The organism is uncultured Roseobacter sp. (assembly GCF_947491795.1).
Classification (GTDB): Bacteria; Pseudomonadota; Alphaproteobacteria; order Rhodobacterales; family Rhodobacteraceae; genus Roseobacter.
Genome location: NZ_CANLKW010000006.1, coordinates 40,408 through 64,815 on the forward strand (window position 1 = coordinate 40,408; position 24,408 = coordinate 64,815).

The following is a 24,408-nucleotide window of genomic DNA, read 5'->3' on the forward strand; positions in this document are numbered from 1 at the left end:
TGTCAGCCATAGTTGACACATGTCTGTCACTCAGGTCATACAGTCGCGCCGTTTCCCTGAACCAGCCGCCGCACTGCGTCTGATCAAGCCGATCACGTGGTTTCCTCCGATGTGGGCCTATCTGTGCGGTATTGTTTCGTCAGGTGTGTCGCCGTCAGGGCAGTGGAGCCTTGTTTTTCTGGGCGTGCTGCTTGCAGGCCCGGTTGTCTGCGGGATGAGCCAGGCGGCCAACGACTGGTGCGACCGGCATGTGGACGCCATAAACGAGCCCGACAGGCCGATCCCGTCCGGACGGATACCAGGCCGCTGGGGTCTGTGGATCGCGCTTGCGATGTCCGTGCTGTCCCTGGTGGTTGGCTGGCAGCTGGGTCCCTGGGGTTTCGGGGCCACGGTGATCGGTGTCCTGGCCGCATGGGCCTATTCCGCAGAGCCGGTGCGTCTGAAACGCTCGGGCTGGTGGGGGCCGGGCCTGGTGGGTCTGAGCTATGAAAGCCTGCCATGGTTTACCGGGGCGGCAGTGCTGAGCGCCGGTGCGCCTGCGCTGCCGGTTGTGATTGTTGCCTTGCTCTATGGTATCGGCGCGCACGGTATTATGACGCTGAACGATTTCAAAGCGCTGGAAGGGGACCGGCAAACCGGGGTCAATTCCCTGCCGGTCACTCTGGGGCCGGCACGCGCGGCCCGCGTTGCCTGTCTTGTGATGGCAGTGCCGCAGATCATCGTAACAGCGTTGCTGGTCCTGTGGGACAGACCCCTGCATGCCATTGCGGTTGCAGCGGTGCTTGCGTTGCAGTTCTGGGCAATGACCATCATGTTCCGTGACCCCAAGGCAAAAGCGCCCTGGTACAACGGCACGGGTGTTCTTCTTTACATTACCGGCATGATGGTGACGGCCTTTGCGATACGGGGGCTGACATGAGGCCGCTGAGCTGGGCAGGGATCGCGCGGCTGGGGCTGGTGCAGATGGCACTGGGATCGGTTGTTGTGCTGACAACTGCCACGATGAACCGGGTGATGGTCGTGGAACTGGCACTGCCAGCGATCCTGCCGGGGCTGCTGGTGTCTCTTTATTACGGCACGCAGTTTCTGCGTCCCCGTTTCGGTCATGGCGCGGATCAGGGCGGTCGCCGCACGCCCTGGATCATCGCCGGTGTTGCGTTGCTGGCGCTGGGGGCCGTGTGCGCGGCCTTGTCTGTGGGTCTGATGGAACGCGCGGCCTGGATGGGGATCGCGGCTGCGGTGCCGTCCTTTCTGCTGATCGGGCTGGGGATCGGTGCGGCGGGCACAAACCTGCTGGCTCTGCTGGCCAGTCGCGTGAGCGAGGCGCGCCAGGCACCGGCGGGCAGCCTTGTATGGATCATGATGATATTCGGCCTGGCGGCAACCGGCATCACCGCTGGTCTGTTGCTGGATCCCTATACGCACAGCCGTCTGGTGGCTGTCACTGTGGGCGTGTGCCTTGTTGCTCTGACGCTTACCTGTATTGGTGTCTGGGGCCAGGAAGGGCAGGGCGGCATCAGTCAGGTCCGGGAAAAAGCGGCCTTCGGCGATGTGGCGCGGGAGTTCTGGAGCACGCCGCGGTTGCGGAACTTCACGGTTTTCGTCTTTGCCTCGATGCTTGCCTATAATCTCCAGGATCTGATCCTTGAACCCTTTGCGGGCCATGTCTTTGGCCTGACCGTCGGGCAGAGCACGCAACTGGGCGGGATGCATCACGCCGGGGCTCTGTGCGGGATGCTGCTGGTGCTTTTGTCCGGCACGCTGCTGGCGCGCTGGGTACATGTGCCGATCCGTTTCTGGGTTGTCGGCGGCTGTGTCCTGTCGGGTGTGGCGCTGACTGGTCTGGCCTGGGGCGGAACCCAGGCGGCGTCCTGGCCGCTGGGGCCCAATATCTTTACACTTGGTCTGGCCAATGGTGCCTTTGCCGTCGCCGCCATCGGGGCCATGATGCGCCTCTCCCGCGAGGGCGGGGATGGCCGTGAAGGTCTGAGGATGGGTCTGTTTGGTGCAGCACAGGCGATTGCCTTTGGCACGGGGTCGTTCATCGGCACCGCGATGGTCGACGTGATGCGCCAGATAACGACCAGCGATGCCGTGGCCTATGGGACCGTTTTCGCTTTTGAGGGCTTTGTATTTCTGATTGCTGCCGTGCTTGCGCTGCGGCTGACAACACCCCGCGCCAATCAGGCAGCGGGCACAGCAATGATGGCGGGAGAATGATATGCAATATGACGTAGTTGTCGTCGGCGGGGGGCCATCCGGTGCCACCGCAGCACTTGATCTGGTCAACTCCGGCCACCGTGTGGCGCTGCTGGACAGGGAGGGGCGGATCAAACCCTGTGGCGGTGCGATTCCACCGCGTCTGATGCAGGATTTTCACATCAGCGATGCGCAGCTGCTGGCCAAGGTGAACACCGCCCGGATGATTTCGCCCACAGGGCGTCACGTGGACATTCCCATCGAGAACGGGTTTGTGGGCATGGTGGACCGCAAGGATTTTGACCCGTTCCTGCGCCAGCGCGCGGCTGATGCCGGCGCGGACTATTTCACCGGGACATTCGTGCGGATCGACCGGCCTGATGGCACGCCGGTTGTGATTTACCGGGACAAGGCGACCCAGCAGGAACGCGAACTGCCCTGCAAACTGGTCATCGGCGCAGATGGCGCGAAATCGCGTGTGGGTCTGGCCGAGGTGAAAGACGCCGACAAGGTGCCACTGGTGTTTGCCTATCACGAGATCATCAAGGCCCCGCCCAAATCCGATGTGTATGATCCCAAACGCTGTGACGTGATCTATGACGGATCAATCTCGCCCGATTTTTACGGCTGGGTTTTCCCGCATGGGGACAGTGCCAGCGTCGGCATGGGCTCCGAGCTGTCGTCGGTGAACCTGAAAGAGGCAACTGCCGCATTGCGGAAGTCCTCCGGGCTGACCGACTGCGAGACAATCCGCAAAGAGGGCGCGCCGATTCCGCTGCGCCCACTGGACCGCTGGGACAATGGCAAAGACGTTCTGCTGGCCGGTGATGCCGCCGGTGTCGTGGCGCCATCGTCGGGTGAGGGGATTTACTATGCGATGGTCGGGGGCCGTGTCGCGGCGACGGCCTGTGCGGCCACACTTGCGTCGGGCCGGGTGAAGGATCTGCGTCTGGCGCGGCAGCTCTTTATGAAAGAGCACAAAATGGTTTTCCGGGTGCTGGGGTCTATGCAGAACGCATACTACCGCAGTGATGAACGCCGCGAACGGTTTGTGTCGCTGTGCCATGACATCGACGTGCAGCGCCTGACCTTTGAGGCCTATATGAACAAGAAACTGGTGCGGGCGCGGCCCATGGCGCACCTGAAAATCGGATTGAAGAACCTTGCACATCTGACCGGGCTTGTGGCAACGACACGCGTATGACGATCATGATCCCGGCCTGGGTAAACGGAACACTGACACCGGTTGAAAAGCTGGAGGCCCATGTCAAAGGCCTGCGGCACAAGGCTGTGTCCGTGTTCGTTCTCAAAGGGGATGCTGTGCTGATGCAGCAGCGGGCGATGTGTAAATATCATACGCCGGGGCTGTGGACGAACACCTGTTGCACGCATCCGCAATGGGACGAAGCGCCGCTGGATTGCGCCAACCGGCGGCTGGATGACGAACTGGGTATCAAGGGCCTGGCACCGGATCACCGCCACCACCTGGAGTACCGCGCCGAAGTCGGGGACGGCCTGACCGAGCATGAGGTGGTGGACGTCTATGTTGCCGAAGCGGGCGACAGCCTGGTGATAGAGCCGAACCCGGAAGAGGTGATGGCCGTGGAATGGATCCGGTTTCCGGATCTGATCGCAGCGGTCGCGCGGCACCCGGAGCGCTATACGCCCTGGCTGCAGATCTATCTGCGCGACCACGCGGCCACGATTTTCGGCGCGCTGGCGGAAACAGAACAGGGCTGAGAGCATCTGAGCTAGCCATAATCAGGGTTATGTTAATGAAACGCCTGCCCTTCAGCGCTGCGTGAACGTGATCTGCGGGCTTGCAGAGCATACCCCGGACAGCCGATACTGCAGATCAGTAACCAGAATTCAGGTACGGGCAGAAACGCTGAATGGATACGAGTGAAACACCGGTTCCCAGAACAGATCTGATCGTCTGTCCGCAGTGCGATGCGGCCTGGACACTTGCCCGGCCCGCCGCGGGCGAGCGCGCGATCTGCCAGCGCTGTGGGACTGTCCTGATCACACCACGCGCAAAAGCGGGCAAGCAGATCATCGCCCTGTCCATTGCAATTGCTGTCCTGATCCTGGCGGCTGCGGTCTTTCCGTTTCTCACCATATCCGCCGGCGGGGTGACCAACTCTGTGTCTGTTCTGCAGGCAGCACTTGCCTTCAGTGATGGCCCGCTGGTGGTATTGTCGCTGGCCACAGCAGCGCTTATCGTCTTTTTCCCGCTGACCCGCGTTTTGCTGTCTCTTTATGTGCTGGTGCCGATCGTCAGGGACCAGCCGCCTGCACGCTATGCCAGCCAGGCATTCCGTGTCTCCGAGGCCCTGCGGCCCTGGTCCATGGCAGAAATCTTTGTGATCGGCTGTGCTGTTGCTCTGATCAAAATCAGTGACCTTGCAGATGTTTCTTTCGGACCCGCCTTCTGGATGTTTTCAGCACTTGTTCTGCTGGTCATCGTCAACGAAACCTATTTGTGCAGATGGTCTGTATGGAACGCGCTGAGCAAACCGGCGGCATCATAAACGCCCGCGATATGGGTCTCGTCTGTTGCAGGCGGTGTGCACAGGTCTGGCCGGACACAACGCACCGCTGCGGGCGCTGCGGGCACAGGATGTCTGTGCGGGATCCGCATAGTCTCCAGCGTGTCTGGGCCATGCTTCTGATGGGCCTGATTTGCTACATCCCTGCCAATCTCTATCCGATGCTGCGCACACGCACGCTGTTTTCGGTGCAGCAGGATACAATTGTCGGCGGCGCGATCAGTTTTATTGAATACGGCAGTTACTTTGTCGCGGCTGTGATCCTGATTGCCAGCGTCGTGATCCCGCTGGCCAAGTTTATGGCCATCGGCTTTCTGGCGATATCTGTCACGCGGCCTTCGTCGGTGTCTGCGCATCAGCGTCAGCTGCTGTTTGAGGTCGTGGAATACATCGGGCGCTGGTCTATGATCGACATCTTTGTTGTTGCGATCATGTCGTCGCTGGTGCAACTGAATACTCTGGTTGCGGTCCAGCCCGGAATAGCCAGTCTGTTCTTTGCCCTGTCGGTCATCTTTACAATGCTGGCAGCACAGGCATTTGACAGCCGTCTGATCTGGGATGTCCAGGCACAAAGCGAAGGAGCGCAAAGGCATGAATGACAAGCCATCCCAGGTGGCCATCGAACCTGCGCGCTCTTCCGGCGTGGGACGGGCGTCAATCATCTGGCTGATCCCGCTGGCGGCTGTTTTTATCGCCCTGTTTGTTGCCTGGCAGTCGTTTAACGCGCGCGGCCCGCTGATCACCATTGAATTCGAGAACGGTGCCGGGATCACGGCCCGCCAGACCGAAGTACGGTTTCGGGATGTGAAAGTCGGCATTGTCGAAAAGGTTGGTTTTGCCGCCGGCCTTGAAGGCGTAGTGGCCGAGGTTCGGGTAAACAAGGACGTAGCACCCTATGTGGATGCCGGTGCCAGTTTCTGGGTTGTTCAGCCTGAGCTGTCGGCGCGCGGGGTCACCGGACTGGACACAGTGCTGAGCGGTGTTTTCATAGAAGGCTCCTGGGACGGAGAGATCGGACTGCCCCGCAGCGCTTTCAAAGGGCGGGCTACTGCACCGCTGTTTCAGTCAGGCGATGAGGGGCTTCAGATTGCCCTGCGCACCATCCCCGGCGGCACCATGTCTGATGATGTGCCAATCCTGTACCGGGGCATCGAGGTCGGGCGCGTCGGACCGGCACGCATTTCCCGGGAGGGCAGTTTCGCCATCGCGGAAGCGGTGATTTATGAGCCGCACAGAGGACTGATTACCCGGTCGACCCGGTTCTGGGATATTTCTGGTTTCAGTGTGTCCATCGGGCCGGGCGGTGCAGAGGTCGATTTCTCGTCCATCGCCTCTCTGGTCGGCGGGGGCATTACGTTTGATACCTTTGTCTCCGGTGGTTCACCGGTGGTGGATGGTACGGTTTTTGAAGTGTTCGGCGATTCTGTTACCGCCCGGAACAGCGTTTTCAATGCGTCCGAGGTTGAAGTGCTGGAACTGCAGATTGTGTTTGACGAGAACATCTCAGGTCTTGCGCTTGGGGCCCCTGTTGAGCTGAGCGGTTTGCGGATCGGGACTGTGGAAAGCATTTCAGGGATTGTGGATGAGGCCGCCTTTGGCGATGCGCGCGTCCGTCTGAATGCGGTGGTCGGTGTTCAGCCTGCCCGGCTTGGTCTTCCTGGCGAAGCCAGCCCCGCGTCAGCGCTTGATTTCCTCTCTGCCCGCGTGGCCGAAGGCCTGCGCGCGCGTCTGGCCTCTGCCAGTCTGCTGACGGGGGGGTTGAAAGTGGAGCTGGTTGAGGTGGCCGATGCCCGGCCAGCGGAACTGTCGATGCCCGAGGCTGGCCTGCCCCGTATGCCATCCACCGACAGTGAGATATCAGATGCCGCGGCGACGGTTGAGGGTGTGTTCTCGCGGATCAACAGCCTGCCGTTTGAGGATCTGCTGAACAGTGCCATCAGGTTTGTCGATGGTGCTGCGGCGCTGGTTTCCGATCCGGATCTGCGCGAGGCACCGCAGGATGTACGCGCCCTGCTGGGTGATCTGCGTGGTATTGTGAACGATCCGTCGGTTCAGGAAATCCCTGTTGCACTGACTGCTGCTCTGGGCCGTCTCGAAGCGCTGCTTGCGCAGCTGGAGGAAGAAAAGGCTGTGTCACGGATCGTCTCGGCGATTGATGCCGCGAACCTCGCAGCGGCGTCTGTCGCGGCCTCGGTCTCCGGGCTGCCGGATCTTCTGGATCAGCTGACGGAGGTTGCAGCCCGGGCGGCGGCCCTGCCGCTGGATGCGCTGACAGAGCAGGTCACAGATTTGCTGGGGTCTGTCGACGAGATCCTGAGTACGACTGCCGCACAGGACCTGCCTGCCTCTCTGGGTGCGGCCCTGGACGAGCTGAACGCTACGCTTGCGGAACTGCGCCAGGGCGGTGCAGTTGAAAACGTCAATGCGACGCTGAAATCGACGCGGGAGGCGGCGGATGCCGTGGCTCTGTCCAGCCAGGACCTGCCTGCACTTGTCGAACGGATCACAGAAGTGTTTGATCAGGCCAGCGCGACGATTGCGGGCTATAACAGGGGTGAGACCCTCAGCCGGGATGCCCAGGCGGCCCTGCGGGAAATCTCGGAGGCGGCAGAGGCCATCACTTCACTTGCGCGGTTGCTGGAACGTAATCCCAGTGCGCTGATCAGAGGACGCTGACCATGAAATATCTCGCTGTGTGCTGTGCGATCATTGCCGGTCTTGCCGCCTGCGCCCCTGCTCCCGACCGCTATGCCGTTCCTGTTGTCGCCCCGGGCATCCAGCAGCGTATTGCGTTCCGTGCCGTCGAGGTGCGCGAAGTGTCACTGCCTGCCTATGCTGCCGCAGATGAGATCGCGCTCGAGGATGAAACGGGCCGTGTTGTCAGTGACGGCGCCGTTCTCTGGGCGGATACGCCCGGTCGTGCAGTGGCCCTCGAATTCAGCCGCAATCTGGCGCAGATCACTGGTGCACGGGTTGCGTCCGCCCCCTGGCCGTTTGAGACATTTGCCGATGCCATGCTGGACCTGCGTTTTGAAAGGCTGGTGGCGGGCGCCGACGGTCAGTTCCGCGCGTCGGGTCAGTACTTTGTCGGTGTCCCGGACGGTCGGCGGGAACGTTCCGGTCTCTTCGATCTGAGTGCTGCCTTTGACCCGCTCGGCGGGCCGGCAGCCATTGCCGCAGCGCGCGCAGAGGTCATAGCCGAACTTGCAGGTTTTATTGCGCGCAACGGGCTGCGCTGACTACCCGGGCCAGTCTGCCAGCGCACGGCTCAGGCGTTCCAGACCCTGGTCGAGGTTGACAGACTGCCCCCCGCCAACACCGAGACGGATGTGCCCCGGCTGGTCATAAGCGCTGCCCGGCAAAAGAAATGTGCGGTACGGTTCGGTGAGCAGGAAGCGTGCGAAAGCGTCGCTGTCGATACCGTCTGGCAGCCGCCCCAGCCCGATCAGCCCGGCCTGCGGCGGCACCCAGCTCAGACCCGGCTGCGCTGCGATCCAGTCGTTCATATGGGCGAGATTTGCCCTGCCTGCTGTGCGCGCATTGTCCAGAACCGGGGCGTAACGGGCGGGACGCAGCGCAATCTCTGCGATGACCTCTCCCATGATGTTCATGATCTCTGAGGCGTTCTCGCGCAGGATCACAGCGTCCATCACCAGCCCGGGGTCCGGGCAGATCAGCCAGCCGGTACGCAGGCCCTGAAGCCCCAGCGCTTTGGACACTGATCCCGTCGTGATCCCACGCGCATACATCCCGGCCACAGAGGGTGCCCGGGGCCCTTCCCACTCGAGCCCGGCGTATACTTCATCAACGATCAGCCACGCCCCGACCCTGTCTGCGATGCGGACGACCTCTTCCAGCGCGGCGCGGTCCAGCATCCGGCCGGTCGGGTTGTTGGGGTTGCTCAGAAAGATGATCCGCGTGCGGGGCGACACGGCCTGTTTCAGCGCGTCAAGCGGCAGCGCCCAGGCCTCCTCTTCCCTCCGGGGGATCGGTACAATGTCCGCACCGACCGCGCGGGCCAGCACGCCTGCCTGAGGCCAGCCCGGTGTTTCGATGACGATCTCATCGCCGGGCTGCAGCAATTGCATGATGGCCAGATAATTTGCTTCTGCCGCGCCTGCAGTAATCAGTACGTCCTCTGGCGCGCAGACACCTGTCAGACCCGCCTGCGCCAGCACATGCGCGCGCAGTTCCGGCAAACCGCGAAAGTCGCGTCCGTTCCAGTCCAGCGGTAACGCCGGGTCAATATCATCCAGAAAATCGCCCAGTACCGGCGATTGCGACAGCGAGAAACCGACGATGGCTTCGGGGTCGGCATCCGTTGTCTCCAGCAGATACCGGAACAACGTGTGAATCTTGACTTTCATGGCCCTGCCCCCTCTGCTCGGATCAGAAAGCGACGGGAGATCATATGCAACCCCTTCTGAAAGGCAGACCGCACCGTCTGGCGATACTGGACTATGGCCTCTTTCAGGTGCACGCCAATGGGCGGGTGATCGGTATCTGCGGATATGTCGTGCAGACGACTGCCGGTGAAACGGTGCTGATCGATACGGGATTTCCACCAAAGTACGCCGAAGATGCCGCAGCTGCCTCAACCGAGGATGATCTGAACGGTTTTGGCCGTGTGCTGTCGCTGGGCCCTGAAAACCTGGCAACCGCACAGCTGGCCAAACTGGGCCTGGGGACAGGCGACATTGATCTGATGATCCAGAGCCACACGCATATCGATCATGTCGGTTTTATGGATGCGTTCCCGGACGTGCCGATTGTGATCGCGGCTGCAGAACGCGCCCTGCCCCGCCCGCTCTACTGGTCCGGAAAACAGGCGATGGAATGGCCGTTGGCAGAATACCTTACTGTGCGCGGAGATTTCGATGCGGGACCGGGTTTCAGAGTTTTCCTGGTGCCGGGGCATGCACCCGGGCAGCTGGCCTTTTTGCTTGAGTTACCGGAAACCGGCCCGGTTCTGCTGACCTCTGATGCGATCAGCCGTGCGGAGGAAATTGATGAGAGGTTCGCCGGCTCATGGGACGAGGTGATGGCCATCGAAAACGGCGCGCGGCTGATGCAGATCGCAAAGGCGCGGGATGCAATGGTGATCTTTGGCCACAGCCCGGAACAATGGTCAACGCTGCGCAAAGCGCCCCACTGGTACGACTAGCGCACATCACGCCCCTGGTTGAGAATAATCACATTTCCGCTGGAGACATCCCCGGCGGGCGAGACCAGAAAGCCGACCCAGGCCGCAATCTCCACCGGCTGCATGGCGCGACCATGGGGCATCTGCGCAAGAGCAGCGTCCAGAACTTCCTGACTGACCACACCAAAGAGCGGCGTTTCTGTCATGGCGGGTGCAATGGAGTTCACGGCAATCTTCTCGCGGGCATACCGTCGGGCCAGGTCTTTTGTCAGAGTGTCGAGTGCTGCTTTGGACGCCCGGTAATGCGGCGGGTCAAAGACATCAAAGTTATAAGCCCCGTTAGAGGAGATGTTCACGATCTTGCGCACACCGTCACGTCCCTGCATCAGCCTGACAGCCGCCTGTGAGCAGTGAAAGGCGCTGGAGAAATTCACGGACATCTGGCGTTCAAACTCATCCACAGGAATGTTTGGAAATTCCGACATGAAACAGGTGCCTGCGTTGTTGACGAGGACATCTATGCCGCCGTGGGTTTTGTAGATTTCTTCAAAGACCTCTGCGATTGCTTCCGGGTCAGTCAGATCCACTGGCATGCCCGTAAACTGTGATCCCTGCATCTCCGCCAGACCGCCTGCGTCTTTGTCCAGACCGCAGACATGCAGGCCGTCGGCTGACAGTCTGGTGCTGATGGTACGCCCGAGGCCGCCTGCGGCCCCGGTAACGACGGCGATACGGCTCATGACAATTCCTTTTGGTGCTTTGCCGCGATGATCGCGGGCTGAGTATTGAGTGTTTCAGGATCAAACCCGGCGAGTTTTTTGTACTTTGCCGAATGTTCTGCCAGTTCGCTGACCGGGATGACATCACCGATATCGTCAAAAACACCCCCGCAGAGGTCTTCGACTCTTTGCAGAATGGCGTCCGGGCCACTGCCCCTGTTTGCGCGGGTTACAGCGGTGGTCCGGGGGCGTATCTGTGCCTCATAGGTTTCGAGGGCCCGGTGTGTCGTGCCGTGTTCGGCGATTGCAGCACCGATTGTACGGGCATCAACGATGGCCTGGCTGGCACCGTTTGAACCGACCGGATAGGTCGGATGTGCTGCATCCCCCATCAGGGTCACGGTGCCGTCTGTCCACCGGTCGACCGGGTCACGGTCAACCATCGGGTATTCAAAAACCTCGGACGCGTCGCGGATCAGTTTGGGTACGTCCAGCCAGTCAAATCGCCAGGTTTCAAAGTCTGGCAGAAAGTCGTTCTTGTCAGCAGCGCGGTTCCAGTCCTCGCGGCGCCAGCTATCCGCAGAAGGTACCCGTTTCTCGGCAATCCAGTTGATCAGCACGTCGCCGGTCGCCGGATCCGGTGCAGAGATGGGATAGGCCACAAAGCGCTGTGTATCATGACCCGCCAGGATCATGCCGGGTTTCGTGCTGTGAGGACGCGCTGTGGTTGTTCCGCGCCAGAGAATGGCACCTGCCCAGACCGGATCGCCCTCGCCGGGGTACATCTGTGCCCGCAGCGCTGAATGGATGCCGTCGGCTGCGATCAGCAGACTGCCTTTTGTGCGCGTTCGGCCATCTGGTCCGTCCAGGATTAAAGTGGCACTGGTATCGCTGGCGGCGTATCCGGTGGCGCGGTGGCCTGTCAGAACACTCTCGGGTCCGGCACGTTCGAGAAGCGTCCGGTACAGCATCATCTGCAGGTGCCCCCGGTGCACAGAGACCTGCGGCCAGGCGTATCCTGCATCAAGCCCGCGTGGTTCAGACCAGATTTCGCGCCCTGATTTGGAGAAAAAACCAAGTGAACGCGTCAGAACCCCGGTCTCATGCAGGTCCTGCCTGAGGCCCAGGTCATACAGCTCCCGCACCGCATTGGGTTGCAGGTTGATGCCGACACCGAGCGGACGGATTTGCCGGACCGCTTCGCAGATGCGAAAAGGCACACCGATCTGATGCAGCGTCAGGCCCAGGGTCAGCCCGGCAATGCCGGCCCCGGCGATCAGAACAGTCATGTGATCTCCCCGGCTTCGCGCATTTCCCGCAGGATCCGGGCTGTATAGCCAAGACCTGAGAGGACCTGATCGGTTGCGGCGCCGGGTGCCTGAGGCGCCTGCGGTTGTTGCACCGTACTGCGTGAAAACCGGGGCGCCGGGCTGGCCTGGGTTACGCCGCCCGGATCCTGGAATACACCGCGTTGTGCATTTTGCGGATGCGACGGTGCCTCGTCAAAGCTCAGTACCGGGGCGACACAGGCGTCCGACCCTTCAAACAGGTTGGCCCATTCATCCCGGGTACGCGTTCTGAAGGTTTCGGCGAATTCCTCGCTGCGCGCGGGCCAGGCCTGCGGATCATTCTGGTCGCCGTCATGTTTCAGCCCTGCAATCTGCAGAAATTCTGCATAAAACTGCGGCTCCAGTGCACCGACGGCGATGTACCGGCCATCTGAACATTCGTAGCACCGGTAAAATGGTGCTGCTCCGTCCAGCCAGTTGGCGGCCCTGTCCGTGGTCCAGGTGCCGCGTGCCAGCATGCTGTGGATCAGTCCCATCATCGCGGGAACGCCGTCTGACATAGCGGCGTCGACGACCTGGCCTTTGCCCGAAGCACCGCGCTCGAACAGGGCCGACAGAATGCCGAACAGCAGAAACATCGTGCCGCCACCAAAGTCAGCGACCAGATTCAGGGGTACGGGCGGTGGCGCATCTGCCCGTCCCATCGCGTGCAACGCACCTGTCAGGGCCAGATAATTTATGTCATGACCGGCGGTCTGGGCGAGCGGGCCGGACTGTCCCCATCCGGTCATCCGCGCATAGATCAGGCTGTCCGGACAGTCATCCGGGCCAAGCCCAAGCCGTTCCATGACGCCCGGCCGGAAGCCTTCGATCAGAACATCTGCGTTCCCGATGATCTTGAGCACGGCGGCACGCCCCTGTTCCGACTTCAGGTTCAGAGCCACCGATTTCTTGCCGCGCCGGTTGATGTCTGTGGGGTCCGCAGGGCCGGTCGCCCGGTCGATCACGATAACTTCGGCGCCCATATCGGCCAGCAGCTGGCCCGCCAGAGGTGCGGGACCCAGACCGGAAAACTCAACCACCCGCAGGGACGCAAGCGGCCCGGTCATTCCACCATATGACAGGCAACGCGCGCGCCGCGCAGGTCGCGCATGACCGGTCTTTCCCGGCTGCATATATCAGCGGCAAGAGGGCAGCGCGGATGATAGGCGCATCCGGGCGGCGGATTGATCGGATCGGGGATTTCACCTGTCGGTGGCGGGACTTCGCGGCCAAAGTTGTCGAGCTGGGGGGCTGCGGCCAGCAACATCTGCGTATAGGGGTGTTTGGGATCATCAAATAGCGCATCCGGATCCGCTTCTTCGACAAGGCGGCCAAGATACAGCACCCCGATCCGGTCCGCCATGTGCTGCACCACCGTCAGATCATGGCTGATGAACAGATACGTCAGGCCAAACGCGTCCTTGAGATCGCTCATCAGATTGAGAACCTGCGCCTGGACAGAAACATCCAGCGCCGACGTCGGTTCGTCACAGACAATCAGTTTGGGCTCAGAGGCAAGAGCGCGGGCGATACAGATGCGCTGGCGCTGACCGCCGGAAAACTCATGCGGAAATTTGCCCGCGTCCCGCGCTGCCAGACCCACCTGTTCGAGCAGACGTTCGGCCATGCCTTCGGTGTTGCCGCCACGTGCTGCAACTGGTTCAACGATGATATCGCGCACGCGCCAGCGTGGGTTGAGCGAGGCAAAAGGATCCTGAAAGATCATCTGAATGTCGCGCCGGACTGCGTCAACTTTGGCGGCGTCTTTCTCGCGGGCCAGATCAGTGCCGCGGATTTCCACCGACCCTTCTGAGGGGCCCAGCAGCCCGACAAGCATCTTGCCAATGGTTGATTTACCCGATCCGCTCTCGCCCACCAGAGCGTAGACGCTGCGCTCGGCGATCTCAAAGCTGACATCCGAAACAGCCGTCAGATAGGCCTTTTCGCGGCGTTCCACCATGCGGTTGAGCCATGGTTTGGAGACGTCAAAAATGCGCGTGAGGTTGCGGATATTCACCATACCCATCAGGCCACAGCCTCCTGTTTCAGAGGAAACCAGCAGGCCGCGCGCCCGTCGCCGTCTGTAATCCGGGGTCCGGGGTCAGACTTGCACCGGTCCTGGCCATACGGGCAACGGGGATGAAAGGCGCAGCCATCGGGCAGCGCATCAAGCCGGGGCATAGCGCCCGGGATCTGATGCAGACGGTCGCGCCCGCGTGAGGCCAGCGGCGTCGATCCCATCAGGCCGTGGGTATAGGGATGATGGGGTGCGGTCAGCACGTCCCGCACAGGGCCAAGTTCGGCCAGCTGACCTGCGTACATTACGGCGACGCGGTCGGCTGCTTCGGCAATAACGCCCATATCGTGGGTGATCAGCATGACGGCAGTGCCCCGGTCGCGGCAAAGCCGTTTGAGCAGCGAGATGATCTGTGCCTGGACAGAGACATCCAGCGCAGTTGTCGGCTCGTCTGCAATGATGAGCGAGGGTTCGGCGCAAAGTGCCAGGGCAATGACGACACGTTGCCGCATGCCGCCCGAAAATTCATGTGGAAAGCTGTCGACCCTTTCGGCGGCCCCGGGAATACCCACTTCCTCCAGCGCTGCAACAGCCCGTTTTTCTGCCTCGCTGCGCGAGATATCGAGGTGGGCGAGCATCGTTTCGGTCAGCTGGTCACCAATACGCAAAAGCGGGTTCAGTGAGGTCAGAGGGTCCTGGAAAACCATGCCAATCTCTTTGCCGCGCAGACGCCGCATTGCCTCCCCCTGGAGGCTGTCAATACGGGTGCCATTCACAAGAATCTCGCCACCGGCAATGTGGGCCGGCGGGCTGAGCAAGCCGATGACTGCGTTTCCCGCCATGGATTTGCCCGCGCCGGATTCGCCCACGACGCCAAGAATTTCACCGGCGGCAATGTCATAGCTGACACCGTTGACCGGACGCAGAATGCCGTAGCGTGTTGGGATTTCGACGGTCAGATCGCGTATAGAGAGGACAGGCCCGGCCATTCTCAGTTTGCCAGTTCTGCCTGAAGCCGCTCTGCCATGCGCTGCCGGGCTTCCCGGAACGTCGGCCCAAAAGAGCGCAGTGTCAGCGTCTGGAAAAGCTCCGTTTTGGCCACCGCCGAAGCTCCGGCGTCAGAATTGTAAAACGCGGTCAGTGCGGCAATTTCTTCTGCCGTATATACCTCTGCCGCGGTCTCACTCATTTCCTTTTCCAGTGCGGGCCGTATTTGGCCCAGTTCTTCCGCAATAATCTCGCGAATGACTGGTTCTTTTCCGTCGGGTATTTTGTCCGGGGTCAGACCTGTCTGGCTGAGCACCCGTTCGACGGACAGCATTTTGTCCAGTACGGCCTGCTGGCCCGCGCTGTCAACGAAACCTTTTGCTGCCTGGAGCTGTGCTGCGTCCTGTGCAGACGCCATGCCGGCAAAGGCCACAATAAAAAATATGTTCAGAAACCGCATTGGGAAATCCTTTATCGCAGGCGTGGGTTCAGCGCATCGCGCAGCCAGTCACCAAGGAGATTTACAGAAAGCGCCAGCGCCAGAAGCGTCACCGCAGGAAAGAGAAGAATCCACCATTCCCCAGAGAACAGAAAACCCTGCCCGATACGGATCAGAGTCCCCAGACTTGGCTGTGTCGGGGGGGCGCCTACGCCGAGAAAGCTCAGCGTGGCTTCGGCAATGATCGCCAGGGCCAGTGAGATCGTCGCGATCACCAGAACGGGAGACAGAACATTGGGCAGGATATGGCGCAGCATGATCGCGCCGGACCCGCGGCCAATCAGCCTGGCAGCCTGTACGTATTCCTTGTTCTTCTCGACCAGGGTGGCACCACGCACGACGCGCGCGAACTGAACCCAGTCGCTCAGCCCGATTGCAATGATCAGGACCCAGATGGCCATCTGGTCGCGGTATTCTATCGGCGTAACCCCCTTGGCGATCCCAAAAATCAGCATGGCCACCAGAATGGAGGGGAATGTCAGCTGCACGTCCGCGACCCGCATGATGATTGTCTCCGTCCACCCGCCGATATAACCGGCCAGCAGCCCCAGCGTGATCCCCAGCACCATGGCAAAGAGAACCGCAGCAGCGCCGACAAACAGCGATATGCGCATACCGTACAGGATCGTCGAAAAGACGTCGCGGCCCTGGTCGTCGGTTCCCAGCCAGAACGTGTCGCCGGTAAAGGCATTGGGGGTCATGGGCCTGGAAAAGCCGTTCATCAGGTTGAGAGACGCCGGATCGAACGGATTGTAAGGTGCAATAAGTGGCGCGAAAACGGCCGCCAAAACCATCAGCAACACCACGGCAGCCGAAACGATGGCCACCGGGGATTTGCGGAACTGCCATGCGAAATCGCTTTCGAGAGCCACGCGCAGGCGGGATTTCTCGGCAGTTTTGGCGGACGTATCTGTCGAAAGGTCAGCCATCAGTGCGCCGCCGTTCTGTCCGCGCGCAGGCGCGGGTCAATTGCAAAATAGAGCAGATCAACGATCAGGTTGATGCCCACAAACATCACGGAAATCAGCATGAGATAGGCCGCCATAACCGGGATATCGACGAACTGAATCGCGTTGATAAAGAGCAGTCCTACACCCGGCCACTGAAAAACGGTCTCGGTGATAATGGCAAATGCGATGATCGAGCCGAGTTGCAGACCAGTGACGGTGATCACGGGCACAAGAGTGTTTTTCAGCGCATGCCGGAAGTTTACAGCGCGCTCTTTCAGCCCCCGCGCCCGGGCAAACCGTATATAGTCCTGGCGCAGTACTTCGAGCATTTCGGAGCGCACAAGCCGCATTATGAGGGTCATCTGGTACAGACCCAGGGTGATTGACGGCAGGATCAGCGCTTGCAGGCCACTGGATGTCAGAAATCCGGTGCTCCATCCCCCTATGTCAACGGTCTCGCCCCGTCCGAAACTGGGCAGCCAGCCCAGTTCGACAGAAAAGAGGTAAATGAGCAGGATACCGATCAGGAATGTCGGTAAAGAAACGCCAATCAGCGATACCGACATGATCGCATTCGCGGCAAAACCGTTTCGTCGGATGGCGGTGAAAACTCCCAGCGCGATCCCGATGGATATCGCCAGAAAGCCGGATACCGCTGCCAGTTCCAGTGTTGCCGGTGCCCGTTCCATCAGGATGTCAGAAACCGGGCGGCCCTGGCGGTAACTGACACCGAAATTGCCCTGGGCGGCACCTGACAGGAATTTGTAATACTGAACAGGAAAGGGCTGATCCAGACCCAGTGTCGTGCGCAGCCGTTCAATATCTTCCTGGGTCCGTTCCTGACCCAGCATGTTGTCGATCGGATCGCCGACAAAGCGGAACATGGAAAAGGCCACGAGGCCCACGACCAGCAGCACAATGGCCGACTGAAACACGCGTTGGATGACGTAGGCGAGCATGGGTCCCTTTCCGGTAGTCGTACAGTTGTCGCAAGGCCACCCCTGAGGGTCAAGGGATGCTTCCGGGGATAATGGGTCACAGGATCATGCTTTTCGACTTTTTGATCAGGCCACTTGCAATTCCAGAATGAAAGGTGCATATGCACGTAAAGGAGATGAAAAATGCCACACCCGCCCTTCCACGAATGCCTGAACGCTCAGCTGCGCAGATCAATGCGGGCTGTTGGCAAAGCCTATGATGCGGCACTGAGACCGGCTGGTATCAAATCGACACAGTTCACTCTGCTAGCCGTTTTTGCATACCACCCCGAGTTGTCGGTGAGCCGCCTGGCCTCGATAATGGGGATGGATCGCACCACCCTCACCCGCAATCTGCAGCCGCTTTTGCGCGAGGGCTGGCTCGAAATCCGGGGAAATGACGACGGGCGCGTGCGCGTCGTCCGCATGACGACGGCAGGGAGCCGAAAGCTCGCGGAAGCAGCACCGCTATGGGAAAGTGTTCAGGCGAAAACCGCGGAGCTGCTGGGCCCGGACGGGCGCGAACAACTTGCCCAACGTCTTGCCAGGTTAGAGACGGGCTGATTTTTTCACCTATAAAGGTGCATATACACTCAAAATACGAAATCTCAGAAAGGAATGAGACATGGAAACCGAACAGATATTTCAGATGCAGTTTGTCCTGAGCCTGATCGTGACGGCAATGGTCGGACTATGGTGGGTGCGGCCATGGCTGGCACGGACAGATTTTCATGATGGCTTGTTCTGGCTTACTGTCCCGCACGCGCTGCGCCACCTTGGGATGGTGTTTCTTGTGCCTGCCGTTGTGCACACCGACATGCCGCAGGACTTTGCGCTGGAGGCCGGTTATGGAGACCTTGCAGCCGGTGTTATCGCATTGCTGGCCTTGCCTGCGCTGCACTACCGGCTGATCGTCGCCCTGCCGCTGGTCTGGCTGTTCAATATCGTGGGTACGGTTGATCTGCTGAACGCATTGCCACAAGCCCATGCCATCCCGTTTTTCCGGTCGGCCTGGTACATTCCGACATTCATTGTGCCGGTCCTGCTCGTAACCCACGCATTGATGTTTGCGGCACTGTTCGAGCGGCTGCGCGGCACTCCGGCCGGCAGGAAAACCGCTCTGTGAACAGCTTGGTTACCCTCGCCCGCCGTGCGGGCGGGGGCTTCAGTTCACGGTTACCCAGCGCAGAATAAAGAAGTTATCGGGGCGTTGGGTCAGTTCGATATTCGTTGCGGTGCCCCAGACCAGTGGCTGCACATAAAGCGGTACATAGGCCACTTCATCCTGCAGAATTTTTGCCGTTTCATCCAGCATGGCCTGACGTTTTGTATCGTCAATCTCTGACTGGATCATTGGCAGCAGCTCATCCACCCGGGCGTTTGAAAACCCGCCGAAGTTCCAGGACCCCAGCTTCTTTTCCTCGTTCGGCGTCGAGGCAAGGAACCGGACCGGGTGCTCTGCATCGAAAGTGCCCGGGGACCAGCCCAGCAGGTACATATCGTAGTTATCCGCGCGCAGCTCGGGCCAGTAATTCTGAACCGGCATCGCATCCAGCTGGGCCGAAATGCCGACCTGCGCCAGCATGCCCGTCACCGCCTGACATACAGATTCGTCGTTCAGATACCGGTCGTTGGGGCATTTCAGACCAAAGGAAAATCCGTCGGCATACCCTGCTTCGGTCAGCAGCGCCCGTGATTTTTCAGGATCGAAAGGCGCACGTTCTGCCAGTGCTTCGCTGAAGCCGCGCATCGCGGGGCTGACCAGCTGGCTGGCAGGTTCTGCACTGCCGCGCATGATCGTTTGCAAAATCGCGGGCACGTTCACAGCATGTGCGATCGCCTGCCGCACACGGACATCCGCAAACGGGTTTTTATCGCTGGTTTCAGCGGAATACTTAAGCGCGTCTGCCTCATGCGGGAACCCCAGCATGATCACGCGGGCTTCGATACCCTGAATGACCTGCACATCCGGGTTGGCGTCGAGGCGTGCGGCATCCTGGATCGGGACCGGGTTGATCAGGTCGATATCACCGGACAACAAAGCAGCCACGGCAGTCGCCGGGTTCTGAATGGGGGTGAATTCGGCACGGGTGATATTGTGCTCTGTTGTGTCCCACCAGCCGTCAAAGGGTTCCAGTACAGTGCGCAGACCAGGTTCGCGCGCGGTCACGCGGAACGCGCCGGTGCCATTGGCATTCAGGGTTGCATAGTTGCCGTTGTCTTTGTCCGGACGGGCGGCGCTGTTTGTTTCTGCCCACCCCTGATCAACGATCATCCAGTTTGCGATACTGTCCGGAAAAATCGGGTTCGGAGCCGTCGTCATGATATCGACGGTATAGTCATCGACTACGGTGACACCGGACACAGGGGCGAACCAGCTGCGCGTGTCCGAAGTTTCGTCGGACGCGCGCTGGTATGAGAAGAGAACGTCAGAGGCATCGAATGCGCTGCCATCGTGGAACGTTACCCCTTCGCGCAGCCTGAAGCGCCAGCCTTCGCCTTCTCCGATAGGTTCCCAGGATGTTGCAAGCGCGGGTTCGATGCTCATGTCTTTACCGCGACGGACAAGGCCTTCGTAGACGTTATTCAGAAAACCGAGCACCGGCGCAGAGTTGACCGCATGCGGGTCCAGCGTCTGCGGGTCGGTAGTGGCGGCCCAGGTAAACTCCTCGGCCAGGACACCCTGTGACAACAGGGCAGAAAAAGCAGCGGCTGTGAGTGCATATCGCATTTTGACGTCCTTTGTATCTGAAAGCGCAGGTCTGATCCGGCGGCGCGCCCCTGTCGGGGCGCATTCTGTGTCTGGAGACCGGAGGCTGAACCCTCCGGTCCGCAGGATTGCGAATGTCTGCGCGGCTGAAAAGAACGCCGCGCAGGGCGGATCAGTTCATGGTGAAGTATTTCACTTTGGGCTGATCCTCTGGATCTACGTCAATGCCCACTTTTTCTGACATACCCCAGTTCAGGACCTGGTGGTGGATCGGGATGTAGAGCTGTTCGCCCTGCACGACTTCCCAGATCTCCGAGATGGCCTGATCACGTGAACTCAGATCAGTATTGGAGGCCAGCGATTTGATTTTCGCGTCCAGATCCGGGTCGGTAAAGCCGGTGCCGTTCCAGGTGCCGATATCGGATTCGCGAGAGTGCACCAGGAAGTTAAAGATGTACTCGGAATCGTATGTCGGCACACCCCAACCCAGCATATAGAAGTCAGTCTTGCCATCTGTGATCAGCGGAAAGTGCTGTGCCTTGGGCTTGGCATCGAGGTTCACGGTCACGCCGATCTGCGCCAGCATGCCTACGGCAGCCTGGCAGATTGCTTCATCATTGATGTAGCGATCGTTCGGGCAATCCAGCTGAATGGTGAAACCGTCACCATAGCCTGCATCGGCCATCAGCTGTTTCGCTGTGTCGAGATCAGTTGTTGAGGACCCGTCCATCTCTGCCGACCAGCCGTTCACAAAGGGCGGCGCGATCATGCCCGCAGGCTCGGACTGGCCGCGCATCACAACCTGTTGGATCGCATCACGGTTGATCGACATCGACATGGCCTGGCGCACACGCACATCGGCCAGCGGATTTGCACCGTCAATGTTGTCCGCTTCCAGGTCATCCGCACCCTGGTTCATACCAAAGAAGATCACCCGGTTCTGAGGGGCCTGTTTTACCACCAGGCCCGCGGCGCTGTTCACGCGATCCAGGTCCTGGACCGGCATGTCCTGGAGGAAGTCAACCTCACCGGACAACAGTGCGGCAACGCGGGTCGCGGCATTCTGAATAGGGGTATAAATGATTTCCGTTACTTCCATCGGAAACTGGTCAATTCCCCAGTAATTGTCGTTTCGCGTCATGACAGTGCGCACGTCAGCTTCGCGGCTTTGCAGCACGTAAGGGCCGGTGCCATTGGTATTGCTGGTGGCATATGTCAGCTCGCCGCCCTCAAAGTCCTGCACGTTCACCGTGTCGTTTGCCTCGGTCCAGCCTTTGTCCATGATAAACAGGTTGGTCAGGTTGCTGGGCAGGATCGGGTTCGGGCCATCTGTGACCATCTCGATTGTATAGTCATCAACTGCGCGGACCTCGGTGATCGAGCCGATCAGCTCTTTCATATCTGAGTTCGGCTGCTTGGCGCGCTCAAAGCTGAAAACCACGTCTTCTGCGGTAAATGCGGCGCCATCGTGGAACGTTACACCCTGGCGCAGATTGAACACCCAGACGTTCGGATCATCCTCGGACGGTGCCCAGTCTGTTGCCAGCGCCGGCTCAAAAGCACCCGTGACATCGCGGATGATGAGCGGCTCGTACATCTGGTGGCGTATCGTGTGGGTGGGTCCTTCGTTCTGTGCATGCGGGTCAAGCGTCAGCGCATCACCAGCGCGCGCCCAGCGGAGCGTTTCCGCGCTTGTCAGCGTAGCAGTTGTCGACAGCAAAATGGCCGCCGTAATGACGGAGGTCGTGAGTTTCATTGGAGTCTCCCCAGATTTTGTTTTTCTGCCCGTAATGTTTGCCACCAGGGCCGGTTTGGCAAGCCCTTAGTACACCATAACGTGCGTGTGACATCTCTGTGCTGCCCGTTCTTCAGGCAGCTCCCGGAATTCGGATCATGCGGCTGCCTTCCTCAAATCCGTTCATCGGCAGCGGCCATGTACTCCCCGGCCAGCGCAGCTCCATCTGCTGACGGCGCGGGCGGTAAACAGCGGTATAAAGTGTGCCAAAACCCGCGTTGAAGGCCGTTGAATAGAGTGGAGGTTTCAGAAACGCGCCGATGAATTTCTCTTCGGGATCGCGGTGCAGTGTCAGTCGCTGCAACAAAAACCTCTCGCGCTCGACCGTGGCGGTAAACCGGGCGTGGCTGACCCATTCTACATTTTCCTGATGGTTTGTGGCCACCGCGGCATGGGTGATGACGGTCGGGCGATCCGGAGCCATCATTGCAGTGAGGTATTGCCGCTTTTTGTCGAGCACGGTGACATTATAGCTCATATGGGTCGGAATGCGGGCGAGCGCTGCGCCCGCTTCTTCGGCAGTATCGCAGGTCTGCAACACATAGCGCAGGATCAGCGGCACGCCAAAACCCTCGCCGACAATGCGCCTGCCCCCGAAAGTCAGCGAGATCGCGAGGCCCGCATCATTCATTCCGTCGACCATGCCAAACAGACCGTCTGATGTACCGACGACACGCCGCCCCTGCCAGTTTGTTCGCAGCACAAGGCTGTCGAAAGCATTTGGGTTATAATCGTAGTTGCGCACCAGCACCGGTTCTTTGCCCGTCCAGATTGCCTGGCTGCAGCCAGCCAGGTAGGGCGGCGGGCAGTAAAAGGACAAAAAGCGCGCGGCATGATCGCTGCCGCCAGCCAGTTCGCACAGTTCTTCCCAGAGCGGGATGATCTCCGGCATATGCTTTTTCAACGCCCTGCGCGACTCGGCATAGGTCGGGCGGGTTGTCTCACCTTCCTTCAGCCACCATCGCTGATAATCGGGCCAGTATTCGGCGAAAAGCCCGGACCATTTCGGACCGGGCGTTTCTTCTGTAAAGGCGCGCCATAACATTGGGTGCGCTGTCCTTTCGGATCAGAGGATTTTAAAGGCAGGATCCGCCAGCGCGGGTCCGGCCTCTGCCTGTGGCAGCGGTTTGGCTGCCACACATTGCTTGATGCCGTGGATCCACTTTTTCGCCCGGTCATTCAACTGGAAACTCTTGGTCATCGAACGACCCCGCGTCACGAGGATGCCAATGTCAGCACCTTCATAACGATAGTCACCCGGGCCCAGAATGCGCAGGAAGAACGCCTCATTCTCGGATTCTACTGCGCGGCGGTGATAGTCGAAGCGGTCATAGACCACGCGCCCGTCCTCGAGCATTTTGTAGATGCCCGTTTCCGGGGCCGCGGTGCAGATATCGACCGTATCGTCCGTGTGCTTGATCACCATCTGTGACCAGCTGTCGATATTGGCGCTGTCGGCCCAGCGGGCGTTGAGCTCATCCACATCCAGATTGAATTTCTTCTTCGAGAACTCCAGCAGGTGGAACAGAAACAGCGGCGCATCCGCATGGGCAAAAGCGGCGTGGTTCGTCATGGACGACGCGCCCGTGATGCGCGGGTTCAGCTCGCCCAACCAGATATCACCGGTTTTCTTGTCGATCAGGAAGTCGAGCTCAAAATACCCGCGATACCCCTCCTTGCGCAGTTGCTCACCGAACTTAAACGTCAGATCCCGCGCTTTCTCACGCACTTTGGGCGGAAAGGCGGTTGCGAGCATTTCATTGCCACACCAGCCGCCGCGATATGGCGTCAGCTCTTTGAAGCCGACCAGTTCGGTCATCAACGGGCCAACAATCGTGCCTTCAGACGTGGCACAGGCCTCGATGGCCGAGCCACGGCAATCAATCCGTTTCATGATCTTGATCTCGCCCTCGCCGATGATCTCGTGCTCATGACGGCGGAAATCAGCTTCGGACTTGATAAAGAACGTGGTGTGCCCGCTGTCGCCAAAGGCGGACTGCAGCACCAGGTCATGCCCGATCCCGGCCTTGTCACAGGTCTTTTTAAGATCCTCATAGGATTTGACCTCTGCCAGCACGTTCGGCACCGACGGCACACCGGCTTTGTTACCGATGCGGACTGTTTCGATTTTGTTGTCCATGTTCGTGCGCAGCTTGGCTTTGGGAAACCAGACCGACCCGCCGAGCTCTTTGGCCAGACGTTCGGTTTCCTCGTCAAACATCAGGAACACAAACTTAGGCTTGCCGCCGCGACGCTTGATAAAGTCGATGACCTCTTTGTGCTGCAGCAGGTAATTGTTGATGTCCTCGATGGACTGAAATTCCGCATGCGGCTGCTCAGACGGGCAAAAGACGTTGGGATGCCGGCCATCGTAACAGTCAATGTAGCAGATGTACTTGAAGTTCTTCACCCATTCGTCAATCCCGAGCAGGTTGAAGTTCGTGGCCGAGACAAAATAGACCGGATCCTCGTTGCGATGAAAAAAGCGGCGGATTTCCGAGATGTTTTTCAGAACCGTTGTAGACATGAATT

At 59.9% G+C, this 24,408-nt stretch carries 24 protein-coding genes; 11 read left to right on the forward strand and 13 right to left on the reverse strand.

The window, feature by feature from the left end:
• Window positions 1-19: 19 nt before the first annotated feature.
• The 8 genes from chlG (at window position 20) to Q1A34_RS19225 (ending at window position 7,987) form a co-directional block, all read left to right on the forward strand.
• The gene (chlG, locus tag Q1A34_RS19190; RefSeq protein ID WP_300038338.1) at window positions 20-919 is read left to right on the forward strand and encodes a chlorophyll synthase ChlG; all 900 of its coding nucleotides are present in this window, start codon (window positions 20-22) and stop codon (window positions 917-919) included.
• Complete coding sequence (locus Q1A34_RS19195) at window positions 916-2,220, forward strand: BCD family MFS transporter (RefSeq protein WP_300038342.1); 1,305 nt, start codon at window positions 916-918, stop codon at window positions 2,218-2,220. Before chlG ends, Q1A34_RS19195 begins: the two co-directional genes overlap by 4 nt.
• A 1-nt stretch (window position 2,221) precedes the next feature.
• Window positions 2,222-3,403 carry a geranylgeranyl diphosphate reductase gene (locus Q1A34_RS19200; RefSeq protein WP_300038345.1) on the forward strand — a complete coding sequence of 394 codons (1,182 nt, stop codon included), beginning with the start codon at window positions 2,222-2,224 and terminating at the stop codon, window positions 3,401-3,403.
• Window positions 3,400-3,939 carry an isopentenyl-diphosphate delta-isomerase gene (gene idi, locus Q1A34_RS19205; protein ID WP_300038348.1) on the forward strand — a complete coding sequence of 180 codons (540 nt, stop codon included), beginning with the start codon at window positions 3,400-3,402 and terminating at the stop codon, window positions 3,937-3,939. The genes Q1A34_RS19200 and idi overlap by 4 nt, the downstream gene beginning before the upstream one ends.
• A 152-nt stretch (window positions 3,940-4,091) precedes the next feature.
• Window positions 4,092-4,730: a paraquat-inducible protein A gene (locus Q1A34_RS19210; protein ID WP_300038353.1), complete on the forward strand. Its 639-nt coding sequence runs from the start codon at window positions 4,092-4,094 to the stop codon at window positions 4,728-4,730.
• An 11-nt stretch (window positions 4,731-4,741) separates the two neighbouring features.
• Window positions 4,742-5,347, forward strand: a complete 606-nt coding sequence (locus tag Q1A34_RS19215; protein WP_300038490.1) for a paraquat-inducible protein A — start codon at window positions 4,742-4,744, stop codon at window positions 5,345-5,347.
• Window positions 5,340-7,424: an MlaD family protein gene (locus Q1A34_RS19220; protein ID WP_300038355.1), complete on the forward strand. Its 2,085-nt coding sequence runs from the start codon at window positions 5,340-5,342 to the stop codon at window positions 7,422-7,424. Before Q1A34_RS19215 ends, Q1A34_RS19220 begins: the two co-directional genes overlap by 8 nt.
• 2 nt (window positions 7,425-7,426) lie before the next feature.
• A complete protein-coding gene (locus Q1A34_RS19225) occupies window positions 7,427-7,987 on the forward strand; it encodes an ABC-type transport auxiliary lipoprotein family protein (RefSeq protein ID WP_300038358.1) in 561 nt (186 codons plus the stop codon).
• Here the strand turns inward: Q1A34_RS19225 and Q1A34_RS19230 are convergent, their stop codons facing one another.
• Complete coding sequence (locus Q1A34_RS19230; RefSeq protein ID WP_300038361.1) at window positions 7,988-9,115, reverse strand: pyridoxal phosphate-dependent aminotransferase; 1,128 nt, start codon at window positions 9,113-9,115, stop codon at window positions 7,988-7,990.
• Between the two features lie 44 nt (window positions 9,116-9,159).
• Between Q1A34_RS19230 and Q1A34_RS19235 the strand changes: the two genes are divergently transcribed.
• Window positions 9,160-9,912, forward strand: a complete 753-nt coding sequence (locus Q1A34_RS19235; RefSeq protein ID WP_300038364.1) for an N-acyl homoserine lactonase family protein — start codon at window positions 9,160-9,162, stop codon at window positions 9,910-9,912.
• Here Q1A34_RS19235 and Q1A34_RS19240 read toward each other — a convergent pair.
• Genes Q1A34_RS19240 through Q1A34_RS19275 form a run of 8 tightly spaced genes read right to left on the reverse strand, consistent with a single transcriptional unit; the run spans window position 9,909 to window position 17,353 of the window.
• On the reverse strand, window positions 9,909-10,631 hold the full coding sequence (locus tag Q1A34_RS19240; protein WP_300038367.1) for an SDR family oxidoreductase: 723 nt from the start codon (window positions 10,629-10,631) through the stop codon (window positions 9,909-9,911). The two genes, Q1A34_RS19235 and Q1A34_RS19240, sit on opposite strands and share 4 nt — an antisense overlap.
• On the reverse strand, window positions 10,628-11,899 hold the full coding sequence (locus Q1A34_RS19245; protein ID WP_300038370.1) for a flavin-dependent oxidoreductase: 1,272 nt from the start codon (window positions 11,897-11,899) through the stop codon (window positions 10,628-10,630). The genes Q1A34_RS19240 and Q1A34_RS19245 overlap by 4 nt, the downstream gene beginning before the upstream one ends.
• Window positions 11,896-13,008 carry a CaiB/BaiF CoA-transferase family protein gene (locus Q1A34_RS19250; protein WP_300038373.1) on the reverse strand — a complete coding sequence of 371 codons (1,113 nt, stop codon included), beginning with the start codon at window positions 13,006-13,008 and terminating at the stop codon, window positions 11,896-11,898. The genes Q1A34_RS19245 and Q1A34_RS19250 overlap by 4 nt, the downstream gene beginning before the upstream one ends.
• Window positions 13,005-13,967: an oligopeptide/dipeptide ABC transporter ATP-binding protein gene (locus tag Q1A34_RS19255; RefSeq protein ID WP_300038376.1), complete on the reverse strand. Its 963-nt coding sequence runs from the start codon at window positions 13,965-13,967 to the stop codon at window positions 13,005-13,007. Before Q1A34_RS19255 ends, Q1A34_RS19250 begins: the two co-directional genes overlap by 4 nt.
• Window positions 13,967-14,947, reverse strand: coding sequence for an ABC transporter ATP-binding protein (locus Q1A34_RS19260; RefSeq protein WP_300038379.1), 981 nt, complete (start codon window positions 14,945-14,947; stop codon window positions 13,967-13,969). Before Q1A34_RS19260 ends, Q1A34_RS19255 begins: the two co-directional genes overlap by 1 nt.
• 2 nt (window positions 14,948-14,949) lie before the next feature.
• Window positions 14,950-15,405: a DUF2059 domain-containing protein gene (locus Q1A34_RS19265; protein ID WP_300038382.1), complete on the reverse strand. Its 456-nt coding sequence runs from the start codon at window positions 15,403-15,405 to the stop codon at window positions 14,950-14,952.
• Window positions 15,406-15,416: 11 nt separating this feature from the next.
• Window positions 15,417-16,373 (reverse strand): ABC transporter permease, encoded by a 957-nt coding sequence (locus Q1A34_RS19270; protein ID WP_300038385.1) that lies wholly within the window; start codon window positions 16,371-16,373, stop codon window positions 15,417-15,419.
• Window positions 16,373-17,353 (reverse strand): ABC transporter permease, encoded by a 981-nt coding sequence (locus Q1A34_RS19275; RefSeq protein ID WP_300038388.1) that lies wholly within the window; start codon window positions 17,351-17,353, stop codon window positions 16,373-16,375. Before Q1A34_RS19275 ends, Q1A34_RS19270 begins: the two co-directional genes overlap by 1 nt.
• A gap of 162 nt (window positions 17,354-17,515) precedes the next feature.
• Here Q1A34_RS19275 and Q1A34_RS19280 point away from each other — a divergent pair, with 162 nt between their 5' ends.
• Both Q1A34_RS19280 and Q1A34_RS19285 read left to right on the forward strand, forming a co-directional pair.
• On the forward strand, window positions 17,516-17,935 hold the full coding sequence (locus Q1A34_RS19280) for a MarR family winged helix-turn-helix transcriptional regulator (RefSeq protein WP_300038391.1): 420 nt from the start codon (window positions 17,516-17,518) through the stop codon (window positions 17,933-17,935).
• 61 nt (window positions 17,936-17,996) lie between these two features.
• On the forward strand, window positions 17,997-18,497 hold the full coding sequence (locus tag Q1A34_RS19285; protein WP_300038394.1) for a hypothetical protein: 501 nt from the start codon (window positions 17,997-17,999) through the stop codon (window positions 18,495-18,497).
• A gap of 39 nt (window positions 18,498-18,536) precedes the next feature.
• Here Q1A34_RS19285 and Q1A34_RS19290 read toward each other — a convergent pair whose 3' ends face one another.
• From Q1A34_RS19290 to Q1A34_RS19305, 4 genes are all read right to left on the reverse strand, one after another.
• Complete coding sequence (locus tag Q1A34_RS19290; RefSeq protein WP_300038396.1) at window positions 18,537-20,102, reverse strand: ABC transporter substrate-binding protein; 1,566 nt, start codon at window positions 20,100-20,102, stop codon at window positions 18,537-18,539.
• Between the two features lie 151 nt (window positions 20,103-20,253).
• A complete protein-coding gene (locus tag Q1A34_RS19295) occupies window positions 20,254-21,837 on the reverse strand; it encodes an ABC transporter substrate-binding protein (protein ID WP_300038400.1) in 1,584 nt (527 codons plus the stop codon).
• A gap of 112 nt (window positions 21,838-21,949) precedes the next feature.
• The gene (locus Q1A34_RS19300) at window positions 21,950-22,921 is read right to left on the reverse strand and encodes a C45 family peptidase (RefSeq protein WP_300038403.1); all 972 of its coding nucleotides are present in this window, start codon (window positions 22,919-22,921) and stop codon (window positions 21,950-21,952) included.
• Window positions 22,922-22,942: 21 nt separating this feature from the next.
• Window positions 22,943-24,403, reverse strand: a complete 1,461-nt coding sequence (locus Q1A34_RS19305; RefSeq protein ID WP_300038406.1) for a biotin carboxylase — start codon at window positions 24,401-24,403, stop codon at window positions 22,943-22,945.
• Between the last annotated feature and the right edge of the window lie 5 nt (window positions 24,404-24,408).

Bases quoted from the DNA above. Each gene is read 5' to 3' on its own strand.
- Q1A34_RS19235 (WP_300038364.1), top strand. From the start codon at position 9,160: ATGCAACCCCTTCTGAAAGGCAGACCGCACCGTCTGGCGATACTGGAC.
- Q1A34_RS19250 (WP_300038373.1), bottom strand. From the start codon at position 13,008: ATGACCGGGCCGCTTGCGTCCCTGCGGGTGGTTGAGTTTTCCGGTCTG.
- Q1A34_RS19280 (WP_300038391.1), top strand. From the start codon at position 17,516: ATGCCACACCCGCCCTTCCACGAATGCCTGAACGCTCAGCTGCGCAGA.
- Q1A34_RS19285 (WP_300038394.1), top strand. From the start codon at position 17,997: ATGGAAACCGAACAGATATTTCAGATGCAGTTTGTCCTGAGCCTGATC.
- Q1A34_RS19255 (WP_300038376.1), bottom strand. From the start codon at position 13,967: ATGGGTATGGTGAATATCCGCAACCTCACGCGCATTTTTGACGTCTCC.
- Q1A34_RS19260 (WP_300038379.1), bottom strand. From the start codon at position 14,947: ATGGCCGGGCCTGTCCTCTCTATACGCGATCTGACCGTCGAAATCCCA.
- Q1A34_RS19215 (WP_300038490.1), top strand. From the start codon at position 4,742: ATGGGTCTCGTCTGTTGCAGGCGGTGTGCACAGGTCTGGCCGGACACA.
- Q1A34_RS19195 (WP_300038342.1), top strand. From the start codon at position 916: ATGAGGCCGCTGAGCTGGGCAGGGATCGCGCGGCTGGGGCTGGTGCAG.
- Q1A34_RS19265 (WP_300038382.1), bottom strand. From the start codon at position 15,405: ATGCGGTTTCTGAACATATTTTTTATTGTGGCCTTTGCCGGCATGGCG.
- Q1A34_RS19225 (WP_300038358.1), top strand. From the start codon at position 7,427: ATGAAATATCTCGCTGTGTGCTGTGCGATCATTGCCGGTCTTGCCGCC.
- Q1A34_RS19245 (WP_300038370.1), bottom strand. From the start codon at position 11,899: ATGACTGTTCTGATCGCCGGGGCCGGCATTGCCGGGCTGACCCTGGGC.
- Q1A34_RS19240 (WP_300038367.1), bottom strand. From the start codon at position 10,631: ATGAGCCGTATCGCCGTCGTTACCGGGGCCGCAGGCGGCCTCGGGCGT.
- Q1A34_RS19295 (WP_300038400.1), bottom strand. From the start codon at position 21,837: ATGAAACTCACGACCTCCGTCATTACGGCGGCCATTTTGCTGTCGACA.
- Q1A34_RS19210 (WP_300038353.1), top strand. From the start codon at position 4,092: ATGGATACGAGTGAAACACCGGTTCCCAGAACAGATCTGATCGTCTGT.
- Q1A34_RS19275 (WP_300038388.1), bottom strand. From the start codon at position 17,353: ATGCTCGCCTACGTCATCCAACGCGTGTTTCAGTCGGCCATTGTGCTG.
- Q1A34_RS19300 (WP_300038403.1), bottom strand. From the start codon at position 22,921: ATGTTATGGCGCGCCTTTACAGAAGAAACGCCCGGTCCGAAATGGTCC.
- Q1A34_RS19290 (WP_300038396.1), bottom strand. From the start codon at position 20,102: ATGCGATATGCACTCACAGCCGCTGCTTTTTCTGCCCTGTTGTCACAG.
- Q1A34_RS19220 (WP_300038355.1), top strand. From the start codon at position 5,340: ATGAATGACAAGCCATCCCAGGTGGCCATCGAACCTGCGCGCTCTTCC.
- Q1A34_RS19200 (WP_300038345.1), top strand. From the start codon at position 2,222: ATGCAATATGACGTAGTTGTCGTCGGCGGGGGGCCATCCGGTGCCACC.
- Q1A34_RS19305 (WP_300038406.1), bottom strand. From the start codon at position 24,403: ATGTCTACAACGGTTCTGAAAAACATCTCGGAAATCCGCCGCTTTTTT.
- Q1A34_RS19230 (WP_300038361.1), bottom strand. From the start codon at position 9,115: ATGAAAGTCAAGATTCACACGTTGTTCCGGTATCTGCTGGAGACAACG.
- idi (WP_300038348.1), top strand. From the start codon at position 3,400: ATGACGATCATGATCCCGGCCTGGGTAAACGGAACACTGACACCGGTT.
- chlG (WP_300038338.1), top strand. From the start codon at position 20: ATGTCTGTCACTCAGGTCATACAGTCGCGCCGTTTCCCTGAACCAGCC.
- Q1A34_RS19270 (WP_300038385.1), bottom strand. From the start codon at position 16,373: ATGGCTGACCTTTCGACAGATACGTCCGCCAAAACTGCCGAGAAATCC.